Here is a 15,998-nt window from a genome sequence, read left to right as displayed (position 1 = left end):
AACTTTATTCTAGCGTTTACACCATTCCTATTGGAGCTCGTACAGCATTGTATTTTCTTAGCAAAGCAGGTATAAAAAGCGGTCAATCGGTTTTAGTCTATGGAGCTTCAGGAAGTGTAGGAAGTTATGCAGTTCAGATTGCCAAATATCTCGGAGCAAATGTTACAGGCGTATGCAGTACCACGAATTTGGAATTAGTAAAATCTCTGGGAGCTGACAATGTGATTGATTATACAGTAGAGGATTTTTCTAGTAACGGCGAAACATATGATGTTATCTTTGAAGCTGTAAATAAGAGCTCCTTCTCAGCTTGTATGAAATTGTTAAAGAACAACGGCACCTATATAAATGTTACTGAACCGCTACCAAGTGTTGAAATGTTATGGACTAAATTGACGAGTAGCAAGAAACTATTATTGAGCCGGAATTCACCTGAAACCTCAGAAGCATTGAACTTTCTTAAAGAACTTGTGGAGATGGGGAAGTTAAAGGTGGTCGTCGACAGATATTATTCGTTGGATGAGATTGTAGAAGCTCATAGATATGTCGAGAAAGGACACAAGAAAGGCAATGTAGTTATAAATATGGAAAATACACACCTCCTTGAATAATTTATTAGTTCGAGCTAGGTAGTGTATCACGGTATTATAAATATAAAGTTAGTGAAATAATGTACTTAAACTATAGGGTGCGTTAGTTAAGAACGGACTAAATAAAGGACCACACATTTTAGATATGTCTAATATGTGCGGTCCTTTTATTATCAACTGTTTTACCTATCTAACCTAAATATAACATTGGTTATACCCGTTTATGCGAGATAATGACAATGATAGTATGGTAGGAGAGTAAGCATCTAAAACTTTGAGGAAGCCTTATTTCCAATTAGATTATTTGTTTAGGAGGCCATAGTTTAATAGCGCTTTCACGTTCAATGTCAATAATGTATAAGATAGTGAGTTGAAGATCCACCAGGGTGCGGTAAAGGGGCGCGATGCATATATGCTAGGTCGTTGAAATATGATTACTTTGCTTTAATATGAAGCAAAGTATTTTTCTTTTTCGGCTAACGGAACAGGAATTTCTTTTAATCAATCGAAATACCTCATTATTGTGAAATTAGAACCGACATTTTTAGGCAATAGATGTCGGGCAGCAAAGCCTGCTTTCTTCTAAAATGATTATTGAAAAGGGATGGAATAGATGGATTGGCTGGAAAAAATGAATAACGTATTGGATTATATTGAACATAACCTTGATAGTGAAATTGACTATAAAAGGATGGCAGCAATTGCTTATACTTCGGAGTTTCATTTCTCAAGGATGTTTTCATCTATTTCTGGTATATCATTATCAGAATACATTAGACGAAGACGTCTAACAGCTGCAGCTTTTGATATTCAAAAAAGTGATATGCGGATAATAGATATAGCAGCAAAATACGATTATGATTCTGTTGATTCATTTACCCGGGCTTTTAAAAGGACACATGGAATGACGCCTTCTGCTGCCCGTAAAAATGGAATGCAATTAAAAGCCTTTCCAAGAATCTCTTTTCAAATTTCTATTAAAGGAGATGTGGAAATGGAGTACAGATTAGAGAAAATCGACTTTGAACTAAGAATTGTTGGAAAGGGAAGTCCGGTAAAAACTAGTAGAGCATTCAAAACCATACCTTCAATATGGAATACTGCGAAAAAGGATGGATTTATGCAAAGGCTAATAGATATGTCATGGGAAAATCCAAAATGTACACTTGAAGGTCTATTGGGGATTTGCGGTAATGAAGCTGCTATTACAGATGAAGAGTTTGAGTATTTTATGGGGGTGAGATATGAGGAGGAACTCCCGAAGGATCTAAGAACAATTTGTATACCTCCAAGTACATGGGCTGTCTTCCCCAATATACCTAATGCATGGAAAAGGTTGTATTCAGAATGGGTTCCGACTTCTGGCTATGAGTTAGCAAATTTGCCTTGTATTGAATGTTATTACGGACCAAAGCATCAACCAAGGCATGAGTTATGGGTTCCAGTGAGATCAAGATAAAAGAACGTTCTATAATTGAATTCCTTATTAAGGTAAAGGGGGGGAATGGAATAAGCCATATTGAAAATCAAGTGAGGGTGTTATTACTTATGTAGACCAAGGTGAAGAAGCCGACTTCTATTCTGATGAAGAAGAGGGCTGCTGCGTTTGTTGTACCAACGAGGGTAGTTGTTAAATAAGAAGAGGTTTTTACAAAAGGAGAATTCAACCCGAATTGGAAATCCGAATTTAGGGAGTGCAGCCTTAAAAAATAGGAGGAGGTAATCTTATTAAAAGGGAGAATGTTAATAAGCATATTATTGAGAGGAGTTTGAAGATGTATCATAGTTTAAGCGATTTTTATACATCTTGGGAATTTGAGGCAGGAGCTACAAGCAGGATTCTTAAAAATCTCACGGATGAATCATTAAAGCAAGAAGTCACTCCAAATCAATGGTCTTTAGGACGTATTGCGTGGCATACGGTCACTTCTATTAAAGTTATTAGTTCACAGGCAGGATTAAGGTTTGACGCTCCTGATGAAGACTGGTCTGTCCCATCATCTGCTAATTTCATTGCTGAAAGCTATATTAAATCTTCACATGAATTTGTTGAGGCTCTGAAAACTCAATGGACTGATCAGACCCTGTTGGAACAAATTAATTTCTTTGGAATAAACATGACAAAGGGAAGTCTTTTATTATTTTTAAGCCAACATCAAACTCATCACCGGGGACAAATGACTATTCTAATGAGACAAGCAGGAATTAGTGTTCCAGGGATTTACGGTCCTTCAAAAGAAGAATGGGCACAATTTGAAATGGCTGAACCAAAACAGACTTTATTTGACAAAAATTTTTAGAGACTGTATTGCACCTAGATATTTAATCAATTCACTATTATACAAAGCAAAGCCACCTAATAATTGACTATGAACCAGCTGCCATCTAAGGCGGCTTTTCTTAATGGGCTAACGGGGCAGGTTACTTGAATAAAGAGCTAGTAGTATGGAATTATTAGAAGAATAATATTAGAATACATATATTATTTAGATGTGGGGGATGAAACAATGCAAATTCGTGAAATTGAAGAAAAGGACAATCAAACAATGGAGCAAATTATAAAACGCTCATTGGAATCATTTAACTTAAATATTCCAGGAACAGCATATTTTGACCCCCAACTGAGCAGTCTAGCACAATTTTACAAGCAACAATCAAATGGAAAGTATTGGGTTGCAGTGAATGAACAAGATGAAGTAGTAGGCGGTGTGGGTATTGCAGCATTTGGACAGAAGACGGGGATTTGCGAGTTGCAAAAGCTATACATTACACCTGAAGCTCAAGGTATGGGTCTGTCGAAGGTGCTGATGAAAGTAGCACTCGACTTCGCCAAGGAACACTATACACACTGTTACTTAGAAACACTGAAGAAACTCCAAGCAGCTAATCTCCTTTACATCAAATTAGGTTTCCAACAACTTGAAAGACCACTAGAGGGTTCAGAGCATAATGCTATGGACGCTTGGTATATAAAAGAATTATCGTAAAGGAAGGTAATAAGATAAGAAATAAGACAATTAGATTTTACTGATACTGATAGATAAAATCTAGTAGAGATTGTGATGATATATACTTAAACGAAACAGCGCATTATCTTTTTATGCAACTATAGGGGCAGGTTTATTCAATAAGAATCTATGCTGTTATATCACATTTGACATATAATGTGAAACAATACAGAGCAATACAATAAACTTAAGAACATTGAGTAATAGTCACGGATGTTGGAGGAACATTGGCTGCTGCCCCGAGAAAGAGGTTGAAACTATAATCCCATAGTGCAATATCTACGCTAACTTGTCCACCTGTTAAGCTGTGGCTAAGGTTCATTTGACCAATTACTAGCTGGGGATTTCCAACAGTTGGTTTATAAATTCCAGCAAAATTTATACCTAGGGTTATTCTATTGTCACTTTGGCTACATCCACTCGGTTCTATAGAAACTGGAGATACTCTAAAACTCTGGTCTCCTTCGGATAAGTCTAAATCGGTAAAGCTTATAAAAAAATTACTGGTATCATTATTACAATTAGGGCAGATGCTGCCGATTACTGTTAAGATTCCTGATTTATTTCCCACTGGGAAAATACTTACTTGAGTTTTTGTTTTGATTTTAAATGAGGCAGAACATGTGCAAGGGACATTTGGATTTATAGGACCAAAAGGTTCACATGGATTACAATGAGGACAGTCAACCTCATTACATGAGCAACTATTATTTCTCAATATTAATCAATCCTTTCTTGTTTTTTAATATTCTATTAAAAAGAACAAATCATTGATTGGACAAACATTACATTTGCAATGAATTGTACGATCAAAATATGTACTAACGGAAAGGTTGGTTATTCAACTTAGGGGTGCTTATTTTCAAGATCAGCTGCCGAATTGGGCAGCTTTTTTTATTCAACAAAAGGGGAAGTTTAGTTAAAAAAGGAGAACCTTTTTATCTGAAAAGAAGTTTTTCTTTTCTGGATAGGTGAAAACTGTGTAGGAGGACCTTATGAAGGAATTGTGTAAGTTGTTAGAAAAAAATTTCATATAGAGGTGGAATTATATGCCTAAAATTGACAATATGTTAGCAATTCTATGGATGCTTCGTTCAGGTGAAAAAATTACTGCAAAACAAATTTCAGAAAAGTTAGAGATGAATATAAGGACTGTGTATCGTTATATTGATACAATTTCAACAAGTGGCGTACCTATAATTTCAGAACCAGGACATAACGGTGGATATACTATATTGAACAACTTTATTGAGGCTCCTCTTTTTTTTGATTTTGAGGAGCAAACTTCACTATTTCACGCTGCTGTTTTTGCAGAAGAAGCCGGATATTATGGAGGTGAAGCACTAAATAGGGCCATTTCAAAACTAAGTAAATACTCAAATCAAGAGCAGGAAACAAAGATAAATCAACATTTAACTAGTCTTGAAGTAATAAGTCGATTAAGTTCACTCTCTATGGAACCTTTTTTGAAGGAGTTGGAGCAGGCCGTTGCTGACGGGTACTCAGTAAAAATTCTTTACCATAAGAGTGGTGAAAAGCAATTAAATTATAGATTGGTCGATCCGTACAGAATTATCTATTGGAATAATAAGTGGTATGTGATTGGATTTTGTCATCTTAGGAATGATATCCGTAGTTTTAGAGTAGATCGAATTGAAAGTCTAATGCTAACCGAAAATAAGTGTAACCGGCCAGAAAATTTTTCAGCACGTGACTTTTTTATAAAAAACCTTCTTCCAACTATAGAAGATAAGGAAGGGATTATTCCTTTGGTTATTAATGGAGATAAAAGTGTATTGGCTGATATTTGCCAACATTGGTTTTTAGGACATTATTTACAAGAACGGACTTCAAATCAAGCAGTTTTTCTTCTTGAAGAAGATATAATACATACATATGTACCTTATTTACTTTTACCGTACAATAAATCTATTAAAGTTATTGAGCCTATAAGTCTTAAGAAAAGACTTATTGAAGTTCTGTCGGAATTAATAAAATTTCATCAAGAATGATAACTTCCCTGACGTTAACTGTCAGGGAAGTTATTTTATAATTGCTATATAAATTGTGATTGGGAGTGTTGTTGGATGCAAACAAAAAAAGTTTTTCTATATGTATTTAATTCAATGTCGGACTGGGAATATGGATATTTAATTGCTGAACTAAACTCAGGAAGATACTTCAAAAAAGATTTAGCACCTTTAAAAGTAATTACAGTAGGAGCTAATAAAGAAATGATTATTACTATGGGAGGATTGAGCATAAAACCAGATATTTCCCTTGATGAATGTACTCTTGAGAGTAAAGATCTTTTAATTTTACCGGGAGGGACTACTTGGAGTGAAGAAATTCACCAACCTATCTTGGAAAGAATTGGCCAAGCTTTAAAGCTTGGCACTATTATTGCTGCAATTTGTGGTGCAACTGAGGCCCTTGCGAATATGGGATACTTAGATACTAGAAAGCATACAAGTAATAATTTAGAATACACTAAAATGGTATGTCCTAACTATAAAGGAGAAGAGTTCTATGAGGTGGGATCTGCGGTATCTGATGCGAATTTAGTTACTGCATCAGGAATAGCTCCTCTGGAATTTGCGATGGAAATACTGAAAAAATTAGATGTATTTGCACCAGATACATTACATTCATGGTATAACCTAAATAAGACTCATAAACCTGAATACTACTTCCAGTTAATGAATTCAATAAATAGCTGAACTAAAAAATCAACTTAGAGTTTTATATTAGTTCAAATAAAAATAATGAAGTAACTGAAAAGCTCACTTTCTCTATTTTGTTTTGCAGAGAAGTTGTGCTTTTTAGTTTGGAATTTTCTTATCGTTGTAAATCCGCATTTTCCTGACGCTCCCCCTTATTGAAAATACGTGCAACATTCCTGAAAGAAGTTTGTGAATAAATGTACTTAAACAATAGGGTGCGTTAGTTAAACAAAGGGGAATTGAAAAAGACGTAGAAATGTTAGGTTAGGTAAGTAGCTACAATTATTTTGGAATGTTTATTCACCAGGAGGTGTGTATTTGTCAAAGGGGTTGCTCCATCATATCGAGCTGTACGTATCAAATTTGGAAAGGTCATCCAAATTTTGGGGGTGGTTTCTCGAGGAGTTAGGATATGTATCTTTTCAAAAGTGGGAATTCGGACAAAGCTGGAGACTAGGTGAAACCTACATTGTCTTTGTGCAGGCAGAGGAACGCTTTCTTGATATTCCATATCATAGATGCCGAGTGGGGCTGAATCATCTGGCATTTTATGCTGAATCACGGCTTCACGTTGATGAAATAACGAATGTATTAGAGGCTAAAGGGGTTAATATCCTTTATAAAAACGAGCATCCTTTTGCGGGAGGAACTGCTCATTACGCAGTCTATTTCGAAGATCCTGATCGAATTAAAGTTGAATTTATTGCTCCTTTATAAAACCTGGTCTGCTTCTATTTATGATAGGCAGTGATATTTATGAGTAGGAGGCGCAAAATGTTTATTGTAAATGTAGAAGGAGCTATAAGGAAAAATGACAAGTGGCTCATTGTTGAAAGAAGTAAAAAAGAGGAACATGCAGGAGGACTGCTTTCCCTTGTTGGAGGAAAGGTGGATTTAGAAGGAAACTCATCAAATATTTTAGAGAGAACTGTAAAGCGTGAAATTTTAGAGGAAGTCGGTGTAAAAGTAAAAGACCGTTTAACGTATGTACACAGTACTTCTTTTGTAACTGATACTAATCATAATGTAGTAGATATTGTTTTTCTATGCGAATATGAATCTGGTGATGCATTACCTTTATGTTCCGATGAGGTCGAAGAGGTGTTATGGCTAACAACTGAAGAGGTCTTACATCACCCGAAAGCGCCGGTTTACTTAAAAGAAAGTATTAAAAATGCTGAAGCATTGATTCCAATCCATTAGTAGCAGGGTTCTTTTAATATCGGATTGTATAGAAAAAAGCAGCCCAATTTCTCATTAATAATTTTGAGAAATTGGGCTTTAAACTTTTCTTAACTATTCTTTTATCAAGAACTGTGCTTTGCAACAGAATCTATAATCTGATCCCAGTCTTCACTATGAATTTCATGTCCAGTTCCAACAAGTGTCAGCAATTCAGAATGAGGGATGGCTTTCTTAAGGGCAAGTCCGTGCTCGTATGGAAGGGCCGGGTCTTCTGTTCCGTGAATAATGAGAACTGGTACGCGGATCTCATTCATTCTATCGTAATAGGCTTCTCCACCCTGCAGCATGGCATGGTTAAATCTGCTCGGCAGCTGATTGGCGCGGTCTGCTTCTCTTGCTGCAAGTTTATACATTCTTTCCTGTTCGAAAGGTTTGGAGCCGGCTAGTGTTTTCCATCCTCCCGCGAGATAAGGAATAGCCGCATCCCGATCCGACCAATCGATGGAAGCGCTCTTCGTGTGGTAATCCAGGATTTTCTGATCCATTGGCGGGAGCTTTTCCATCTCAGTTCCAAATACACTTGATGCAATAAGTGTAAGTGTCAATACACGTGCCGGATATCTTAAGGCAAGAATCTGTCCGGTTAATCCGCCCATGGACATGCCGACGATATGGGCCCGGTCAATGTGATAAGCATCCAGTACGCCTGCTGCATCGTCAGCCAAGTCTGTTATTGTATAATTGGAAGTTCCGGGTTCATAAGTGGTCGATCTGCCCAGATCCCGATGATCGTACCGAATGACAAATCTCCCCTGATCAGCCAGACGGAGACAGAAATCCTCGTCCCACCAGTCCAGTGAAGACATTGCGCCCATGATCAAAAGAATTGCTGGATCCTTAGAGTTTCCAAAGCTCTCTGTACATATATCCACATTATTTATTTTCATTATTTGTTCACTCATATTTTACCTCCGTATAATCGTATATTTCGCAGATCAGATTGTTTCCGGAGCATTTAGGCCTGCCCCAGTTCATTATCTGTGCCGAATCCACTTGATAATCATGAGAGGCCTCCTTAAATTTATTAGCAAGGGACTCATCCCTATATGTATTACCCTAACATATCTCTAAGTACTTTAAATCCAAAATTTTCCGGTGGTTTCTGCTAAAGACTGAATGAGGAGAAGTGGGCAGGATTAAAAAAGAAATAAAAAGAGCCGTATTTACGCTAAAACTGTAAATACGGCTCTTTTTTTCTGATTAATCCATTGAAATAAATGAATACCTGTGGTAAATTTATATAGATGTGCATTATGTAAATAAAGTTAAGTATATTATCCCTATCTTAATTATATAATGCAATCGATTCGTTTGTCAACCTTTTTATAAATTTTTTTAAAGGAGTGTTTGCTATGAATTCAAAACTTCAGCAGGAGCAAAAACGATTGGATGGTGTTATGGAGACGATTACGGAGGAAGTCCGCAGATTGGAAGAAGAAACCTCCAGGCGTAAAAACGAAGTGGTTCATATCCGCAAACACTTTTGGGATGAAGTGAAGGTGAATACGGATACCTTTGATGATTATTTGGAGACCATTATCGGTTTGAGGCAGGAGGCACAGGCTCTGTCTGTCAGCCAGAGTACCCATCGGCATGCTTCCAAGCGCTTGTCTACCTTGCGCCGGATGGAGGAGGTGCCCTATTTCGGCCGGATCGATTTTACGGAAGAAGGATCTTCGGAACAGGAGCCTGTTTATATTGGCATTTCTACGCTAAGGGATCAGAGCGGTGAGAATTTTCTTATTTACGACTGGAGGGCGCCAGTTTCGAGTGTGTACTATGATTACCAGCCGGGACCTGCTAAGTATGAAACACCCGGAGGCGCAATTGAGGGCACGTTGGAGAAAAAGTGGCAATATTTGATCCGCCGCGGTGAACTTCAATCCATGTTCGATACGAGTCTGACCATTGGGGATGAGATACTGCAGCAGGTTCTCGGCAAGGGAACTGATAAGCATATGCACAATATTGTAGCGACCATTCAACAGGATCAAAACCGGATCATCCGCCATGATCAGGGAAGGCTGCTTATTGTTCACGGTGCGGCCGGAAGCGGCAAGACGTCAGCTGCCCTGCAGCGGATTGCTTATCTGCTTTACAAGTACCGGGAAAATCTGAATGCTGATCAAATCATTCTGTTTTCACCTAATAGGATGTTTAACAGCTATGTATCCAACGTTCTGCCGGAGCTGGGGGAAGAGAACATGGAGCAGGTTACCTTCCAGGAATATTTGGATCATCGGCTGGGTAAAGAGTTCGTCGTAGAAAATCCATATGAGCAATTGGAGTATGTTTTAACTGCTGCGAAAACCCCTGAGTACAGATCGAGGGTTGCGGGCATTAAATTCAAAGCATCTGCCCGTTTTTTTGAGGCGATAAATGCCTACTTGAAGTCGCTGGAGTTATCGGGAATGATGTTTAAGGATATAAGTTTCAGAGGAAATTCAATCGTTGCTGCTCGGCAAATGGCAGATCAATTTTACAGCAGCGGCACTTCACTCCATTTTCATAACAGACTTGAGAAGCTGGCAGATTGGCTTATTAAGCAAATTACTGAAGCTGAAAAAGCTGAACGGTCTAAGGAGTGGGTACAGGAGGAAATCGAGCTGCTCAGCAATGAGGAATACCATAAGGCGCATGCCTACCTGGCGAAAAAACGCGGTTTTACAGGGGATTCGATTCATGATTATGAAATCGAGCCTGAAGCGTTAGCCCGCCTGATTGTCCGGAAAAAATTCAAGCCGCTGCGAAAACAAATCCGGGCCATGCGTTTCATTGATTTTAAGGCGATATACAAGCAGCTGTTTGCAGATCCCCTGAAGATCCGAGAGTGGATGGAAGAGGAGATGCCGGCAGAATGGGCTGCTATCTGTCAGTCGACACAGGAAATGCTCGGTGAAGGCAGATTATGTTATGAAGATGCTACTCCATTTTTATATGTAAAAGAGCAGATTCAAGGTTTTCAGACAAATAGTGCGATTAAACATATTGTGGTGGATGAGGCGCAGGATTACTCTCCGTTTCAATTTGAGTTCTTAAAACGTTTGTTCCCTGCTTCCAAGATGACAGTGCTCGGTGATTTTAATCAGGCGATCTTCGCACATGCCAGCGAAACGGCTGATTTTCACACACTCACCAGCCTGTATGGGCCAGATCAGACAGAATTGATTAATTTAGCGAGGAGCTACAGGTCGACTAAACCGATCATCGAATTTACGCGAAGACTGGTTCCTAACGGGAAAGAGATCATCCCGTTTGAACGCGATGGCAAGCTGCCTGAGCTGAAGCAATTATCCGATCAAACCGAACTGCACAGCTTCATTGCCTCCAAGGTTGCTGACTGGAGAAGCCAGGGGATTAACAGTATGGCCATTATCTGTAAGTCTGCAGAAGAAAGTGCACAGGCCTATGAAGCCCTGTCCGGCATCGAGGGAATAAAACTCCTGAAAAGCAACTCGACCGAATATGAAGAAGGAGTCGTTGTCATACCTTCGTATTTATCCAAGGGCATTGAATTTGATGCCGTTATTATTTATGATGCATCGGAAAGTGTATACGGTGATGAAAGCCTGCGAAGAGTGTTTTATACCTCCTGCACGAGAGCGATGCATGATTTGCAGCTCTGCAGTGTGGGTGAACCGAGTCCGTTCTTGCAGGATGTTTTGCGGGAAGGTCTCATTCAGGTTTGATCAGGTCAGGTGTATCCTATAATCAAATCTATATTTAACTTAGAAAGAAGGATTGATCTAATGTCGCAGCAGACTAATACGGATCAAAACAAACCGCCATATGGCATGATCGCCATTTTATTTATCGGGGCTTTTGTCGCGATATTGAATGAAACATTGCTGAACGTTGCTCTCCCATCCATTATGGAAGAATTTGATGTGAATGCAACTGCCGTACAATGGCTGTCTACAGGCTATATGCTTATTAACGGGATTCTAATACCGGCAAGTGCATTCTTCATTCAGCGGTTTTCCGATAAGAAATTATTCATTACAGCCATGTCACTGTTTACTTTAGGAACATTCCTGGCCAGTATTGCGCCTGCATTTGGTGTGTTATTAGGGGCTCGGATGATTCAGGCTTCAGGATCCGCGATTATGATGCCCCTATTAATGAATGTCATGCTTACCGCATTTCCGGTCGAAAAAAGAGGGGCAGCAATGGGGATGTTTGGTCTTGTCATGATTACAGCTCCAGCAATTGGACCGACTCTTTCCGGATGGCTGATTGAACATTACAGCTGGAGAATGTTATTTGACCTTGTTCTGCCAATTGCCCTGCTAACCGTAGTTTTTGCAGTCTTCAAGTTAAAAGATATTACACCGCAGAGAGCGATTAAGCTTGATTTCATCTCGCTGGTTTTATCAAGCATCGGGTTTGGCGGCTTGCTTTATGGCTTTAGTTCAGCAGGGGAAAAAGGTTGGGATAATCCCCTCGTGTACGGCACGATTGTGATTGGGGCACTTGCTTTAATTACTTTTGTACTCCGTCAGCTTCGGATGGATGATCCTATGCTTGAATTTCGCATCTACAAATATCCGATGTTTGCCCTGTCATCAGCCATTTCAATCGTGATAGCAGTCGCCATGTTTTCAGCGATGATTTTGATGCCCATCTATGTACAGACCATCCGCGGAATTTCACCGATGGATTCGGGTCTATTGATGCTTCCGGGAGCGATTGTCATGGGGATCATGTCTCCCATTACAGGGAAACTCTTTGATAAGTATGGGGCAAGAGTTTTAGCGGTGATTGGGCTGACTATTACCGTTGTAACATCTTATTACTTCAGCAGAATTGGCATGAATACGGCCTATTCAACCCTTGTTCTGCTGTATACCTTTCGAATGTTCGGGATGTCAATGGTTATGATGCCTGTCATGACAAATGGATTGAATCAGCTGCCGCCGATCAACAATCCGCACGGAACCGCCATGAATAATACACTGCAGCAGGTATCCGGCGCCATAGGCTCCGCGCTGCTGATTACCGTCATGAATAATCGTACAAAAGAAAAAGCAGAGGAGCTGGCTGCCGACACACTGGCCAATATGAGCGCAAGTGCAGCTCAGCCATCTGCACAGGCCGCAGCTGACATGCAGCAGCAAATCATGAATGAAGCGATGCTGCATGGCATTAATTTCACTTTCTTCCTTTCTGCATTGATTGCGGTCATCGCACTTATACTTGCTTTCTTTATTAAGAGAGTGAAACCTCATCATGAGAATCAAACAGGTGAGGAATTGGCTGTTAAAGAGTAATCAATATACTGAAAACCGGGTGATGTCCAGTTTCTGGAACCGCCCGGTTTTTTTAAAAGATAAGAAAGTATAAAACTTTGAACGTCGATAACTGTCTAGCTCCAGCGCCTACCCCCTCGAGGTCACAAGCCGATCCTCCCAAAAAGGCAAAGGACGCCTTTCCGTGAGGCTCGTCTTGTGCTTGTCGGGGGTGGGCAAGGCGCTTGCGCTTTTCTTTTGCTGCCGCTATTTTTTTAATAAAAAAGGGGCGGTTGCAATAACACCAATCACATACAAAAGCAATGCGAAGTAAGCAGGAAGCAGGTGGATGAAATCCGTATAGTTAATAAAAAAATGAGTTATAATTCCAGCGGCGAATGCCGGAATGGCTCCAATGGTGAAGGTCCACCACACCCACCTTTCCCCCTCGCGGATTCCCCATAAAGCCAGCATCAAGACGAGCAAGCCCACACTTAAAAGAGCACTTCCAAATCCTGCACGGTCATGTGCGATCACAGGAATTAACCGATCGTTAAACTCATTAAGAGCTTCCGGAGTCAGGCAAAGATAAGCAAGGTCAGTTGGTACAAATACATGTGAAGCTCCAATGAAGGAAATGACCATCCCGCCAATAGCTAATGAAAAGCCCAGTATTACAAAGCAAAGCTGGCCGGCTAAACTCAGCTTCCACTGAGCACTGTTGAAAAGGTTTGAACTGACGGGGGATGCATTTGCTGTTCTTGATTTTGAATATCCCAAAATAAACAAGGGCAGTAAAATAACCCAAAACAGCCCATGGAGCCAATCGAAATAACCGTAGCCAATAAACAGGACAATTCCCAGGAAGCCGATGGTTCCTGCTATATTTACTGCCTTTCTTGCCCAATGGAGGCCATTTCTTATTCCATGCCTGGCAAGCTGCATATAGATGATTCCGCCTGAAATCATTGTTCCGGACAGCGTCATTCTGTCATGGGCCATAAAGTATAAAATGGCAGGGTTAAAATAAAGAATATCTTTCCTGAAGATCCCCAGGAATCTCTCATCATATGGAAGGACCACCGAAGTCATGCTGAAAAACAGCGCAATAAACCCTGCAATGGCAATAGCCAAGCCAAACAGCCAATACCATCTCCATCCCTCCGCTTTTACAGGCTCCATCGGAAATGTGCTGGTATAGGCTTCATTAATCCTCTTTGGCAATCCAGGTCCAGTAAAAATGTACTCATCGCCTAACATGATTAAAGAAGCTCCGCTTTCCAGCAGTTTAGTAGCATCTGAAGGCTCTTTTACCCAGCCTGACGTGATGATGGGCAAATCTTCGCTGAATACTTTCCTGAGAGCCGCAAGCCTATGAATGAGTTCTTCCTGTGAATCATAGCCTGTAAGAAGAATGCCGTCCGGGCGATAGTCCAGGCTGAGAGGATCATTTTTTGGAGAAGTAAGGATGATAGGTTTATTTAATTCATATTTAAATTGATTAAATTGGCTCTCTGATTGAAAGGTCTGACTGTCCAAAATAAATCCGTCACTAAAAGGCAGCAATTCTTTACAAATTTGCATGGCTTCCTGATAAGTTCCTTCCACATTAATGAGGAAAGGAATTTTCTTTTTCTTTAGTGAAAGCAGCTGTTTCTTAGCAGCCGTTAACTCCATAGAAGCGTCAGTTAATCTATGTATCTTCTCTTGTTTCGGGTCCATATATAGTTCTTCTGCTGACCCTCGAATGGAAACAGGCCCGATCTCAATAAAACCAAACCCCAAATTCTGAAAAGCCTTCGTCCCCGTTAAGTGAGGGTCAATCCTGCCGCTTAGTCCGACTGGAGTGGAAAAATGAACGCCAAATACATTTTTCGCAAGCTTGCCGGAGGATTCCATATGACCAAGAAACTCGATTACTCCTTCCCCTATACGGGTGGATGAAATCATGCTCATTCCGCGATGGATAAACTCCCGGCTGAAGGAAGGCGGAAGCTTCTGAAGTATGGGCTTGAAAATAGGATAATACGACCAATCCGGCAAATAAACACCTACCATTTTTATCTATTTTAGCATATGCTTTTGGATGGATAGGTTACACATCATCATAAATGGAAGTAAGAAAGAATATGTCAAGAAAGGCATCTATCATCTTAACAATATTAATAATTATCACTCTCGATTAAAGAAATGGATAAGTCGATTTAATGGCGTTTCTACTAAGTATCTACAGATCTATTTAGTGTGGTTTTAGTTCCTTGACATAGGAAAATGGAAAGCGATTTAAGCAAGAAAAAGCAGATGCTTATTTTATCAAGCGTTCTCGGAACTTGGGAAACCGCAGATATATTAAGGCTTAGAAACACTGCCTTCTAAAATTACAGAGTATCTAAAAAGGAAATCACAAATATGCACCGGTGGTTTCAAATTAAAACGAACTTGGAATTGTATCTCCAAGCTCATTTATTTTAATGTCTATTTTTTTCTAAAGTACCCACTACTTTAATAGTTAATATTATTTACTATTTTTAAGAATTGAGTAGACATATGTATCGTGTGCTTTACCATTTTGATACATATAATCCCTCAGAATACCTTCTTTTTGAAACCCTACTTTAGTTAACAAATTATTAGATGCTTCGTTATCTATAAAAACGACAGCCCCTAAGCGAGTAAGACCTAATTCATCAAAGCCATATTGGAGGACTTTCGATACGGCTTCCGAGGTAAATCCCTTTCTCCAATGTTCCGGATGAATTTCATAACCTATTTCCGCCCGTTTATGTTTAGGCGACCAGGCATTAAAGCCAATTGTTCCAATTATTCCTTGAGTTCCTTTTATTTCAATTCCCCACCTTATGCCCCTTTTTTCTGTATAACTTCTTGCAAAAAAATCAACGAATGTTTCCGCTTGTTTTATATCCTCTAATGTCTCTTGTCCATAATAACGTGTTACATTCTCATTAGAAAAACAAGCAAATATGTCTTTTGCATCATCTATTGTTATTTCTCTTAATAGTAATCTTTCTGTTTCTAATATAGGAAACATCTTTTTCTCTCCCTTTTGTTTATCTGTTTTAAATTTCCCTTTGTGCAGTAATTATCCCATTAGACTTTAAACTTCGTTATTATTAGTAGAAATTTTCACAATCCCATACTAATTTTAACATAAATATCCAATCGTATTTTTTTATTGTCTATTTT

Annotated in this window: 14 protein-coding genes and 1 pseudogene; 11 read left to right on the top strand and 4 right to left on the bottom strand. The window is 39.3% G+C overall.

The features are described 5' to 3' along the window. The 4 genes from CE058_RS21440 to CE058_RS21425 form a co-directional block, all read left to right on the top strand. Positions 1–611, top strand: a 611-nt coding sequence (locus CE058_RS21440; protein ID WP_163145005.1) for an NAD(P)-dependent alcohol dehydrogenase, incomplete at its 5' end; no start/stop codon positions are given. Between the two features lie 592 nt (positions 612–1,203). Next, positions 1,204–2,049 (top strand): AraC family transcriptional regulator, encoded by an 846-nt coding sequence (locus tag CE058_RS21435; RefSeq protein WP_163145004.1) that lies wholly within the window; start codon positions 1,204–1,206, stop codon positions 2,047–2,049. Between the two features lie 316 nt (positions 2,050–2,365). Beyond that, a complete protein-coding gene (locus tag CE058_RS21430; RefSeq protein ID WP_163145003.1) occupies positions 2,366–2,890 on the top strand; it encodes a DinB family protein in 525 nt (174 codons plus the stop codon). A gap of 207 nt (positions 2,891–3,097) precedes the next feature. Then, a complete protein-coding gene (locus CE058_RS21425; RefSeq protein ID WP_163145002.1) occupies positions 3,098–3,577 on the top strand; it encodes a GNAT family N-acetyltransferase in 480 nt (159 codons plus the stop codon). A gap of 208 nt (positions 3,578–3,785) precedes the next feature. Here CE058_RS21425 and CE058_RS21420 read toward each other — a convergent pair whose 3' ends face one another. After that, the gene (locus tag CE058_RS21420) at positions 3,786–4,316 is read right to left on the bottom strand and encodes a hypothetical protein (RefSeq protein WP_163145001.1); all 531 of its coding nucleotides are present in this window, start codon (positions 4,314–4,316) and stop codon (positions 3,786–3,788) included. Positions 4,317–4,647: 331 nt separating this feature from the next. On the opposite strand from CE058_RS21420, the gene CE058_RS21415 reads away from it, so the two are divergent. From CE058_RS21415 to CE058_RS21400, 4 genes are all read left to right on the top strand, one after another. Beyond that, positions 4,648–5,610 (top strand): helix-turn-helix transcriptional regulator, encoded by a 963-nt coding sequence (locus tag CE058_RS21415; RefSeq protein ID WP_048009598.1) that lies wholly within the window; start codon positions 4,648–4,650, stop codon positions 5,608–5,610. A gap of 75 nt (positions 5,611–5,685) precedes the next feature. Next, positions 5,686–6,318 carry a type 1 glutamine amidotransferase family protein gene (locus CE058_RS21410; protein ID WP_163145000.1) on the top strand — a complete coding sequence of 211 codons (633 nt, stop codon included), beginning with the start codon at positions 5,686–5,688 and terminating at the stop codon, positions 6,316–6,318. Between the two features lie 321 nt (positions 6,319–6,639). Then, positions 6,640–7,038: a VOC family protein gene (locus CE058_RS21405; protein ID WP_163144999.1), complete on the top strand. Its 399-nt coding sequence runs from the start codon at positions 6,640–6,642 to the stop codon at positions 7,036–7,038. 57 nt (positions 7,039–7,095) lie between these two features. After that, on the top strand, positions 7,096–7,524 hold the full coding sequence (locus CE058_RS21400) for an NUDIX hydrolase (protein ID WP_163144998.1): 429 nt from the start codon (positions 7,096–7,098) through the stop codon (positions 7,522–7,524). A 104-nt stretch (positions 7,525–7,628) separates the two neighbouring features. Here the strand turns inward: CE058_RS21400 and mleCBF are convergent, their stop codons facing one another. Further along, on the bottom strand, positions 7,629–8,468 hold the full coding sequence (gene mleCBF / locus CE058_RS21395; RefSeq protein WP_163144997.1) for a CBF family alpha/beta fold macrolide esterase: 840 nt from the start codon (positions 8,466–8,468) through the stop codon (positions 7,629–7,631). A gap of 450 nt (positions 8,469–8,918) precedes the next feature. On the opposite strand from mleCBF, the gene helD reads away from it, so the two are divergent. Both helD and CE058_RS21385 read left to right on the top strand, forming a co-directional pair. Further along, entirely contained in the window at positions 8,919–11,255 is a 2,337-nt protein-coding gene (helD, locus tag CE058_RS21390; protein ID WP_163144996.1) for an RNA polymerase recycling motor HelD, read from the top strand. 60 nt (positions 11,256–11,315) lie between these two features. Next, the gene (locus CE058_RS21385) at positions 11,316–12,836 is read left to right on the top strand and encodes a DHA2 family efflux MFS transporter permease subunit (RefSeq protein WP_163144995.1); all 1,521 of its coding nucleotides are present in this window, start codon (positions 11,316–11,318) and stop codon (positions 12,834–12,836) included. A gap of 225 nt (positions 12,837–13,061) precedes the next feature. Here CE058_RS21385 and CE058_RS21380 read toward each other — a convergent pair whose 3' ends face one another. Further along, entirely contained in the window at positions 13,062–14,837 is a 1,776-nt protein-coding gene (locus CE058_RS21380) for a dihydroorotate dehydrogenase (protein WP_163144994.1), read from the bottom strand. Between the two features lie 55 nt (positions 14,838–14,892). Here CE058_RS21380 and CE058_RS21375 point away from each other — a divergent pair. Beyond that, a pseudogene (locus CE058_RS21375) lies at positions 14,893–15,170 on the top strand (IS1595-like element ISSpps1 family transposase); the annotation flags it as partial. Positions 15,171–15,309: 139 nt separating this feature from the next. On the opposite strand, the gene CE058_RS21370 reads toward CE058_RS21375, so the two are convergent. Next, positions 15,310–15,843, bottom strand: coding sequence for a GNAT family N-acetyltransferase (locus tag CE058_RS21370; RefSeq protein WP_163144993.1), 534 nt, complete (start codon positions 15,841–15,843; stop codon positions 15,310–15,312). Positions 15,844–15,998: the final 155 nt, after the last annotated feature.

Source organism: Bacillus sp. 22-7 (assembly GCF_010628845.1).
Lineage (GTDB): Bacteria > Bacillota > Bacilli > Bacillales > Cytobacillaceae > Cytobacillus > Cytobacillus firmus_B.
This window is presented reverse-complemented; position numbering and strand designations above follow the sequence as displayed.

Coding starts and splice junctions, on each gene's coding strand:
- CE058_RS21435 (WP_163145004.1), top strand. CDS start 1,204: ATGGATTGGCTGGAAAAAATGAATAACGTATTGGATTATATTGAACAT.
- CE058_RS21430 (WP_163145003.1), top strand. CDS start 2,366: ATGTATCATAGTTTAAGCGATTTTTATACATCTTGGGAATTTGAGGCA.
- CE058_RS21425 (WP_163145002.1), top strand. CDS start 3,098: ATGCAAATTCGTGAAATTGAAGAAAAGGACAATCAAACAATGGAGCAA.
- CE058_RS21415 (WP_048009598.1), top strand. CDS start 4,648: ATGCCTAAAATTGACAATATGTTAGCAATTCTATGGATGCTTCGTTCA.
- CE058_RS21410 (WP_163145000.1), top strand. CDS start 5,686: ATGCAAACAAAAAAAGTTTTTCTATATGTATTTAATTCAATGTCGGAC.
- CE058_RS21400 (WP_163144998.1), top strand. CDS start 7,096: ATGTTTATTGTAAATGTAGAAGGAGCTATAAGGAAAAATGACAAGTGG.
- mleCBF (WP_163144997.1), bottom strand. CDS start 8,468: ATGAGTGAACAAATAATGAAAATAAATAATGTGGATATATGTACAGAG.
- helD (WP_163144996.1), top strand. CDS start 8,919: ATGAATTCAAAACTTCAGCAGGAGCAAAAACGATTGGATGGTGTTATG.
- CE058_RS21385 (WP_163144995.1), top strand. CDS start 11,316: ATGTCGCAGCAGACTAATACGGATCAAAACAAACCGCCATATGGCATG.
- CE058_RS21370 (WP_163144993.1), bottom strand. CDS start 15,843: ATGTTTCCTATATTAGAAACAGAAAGATTACTATTAAGAGAAATAACA.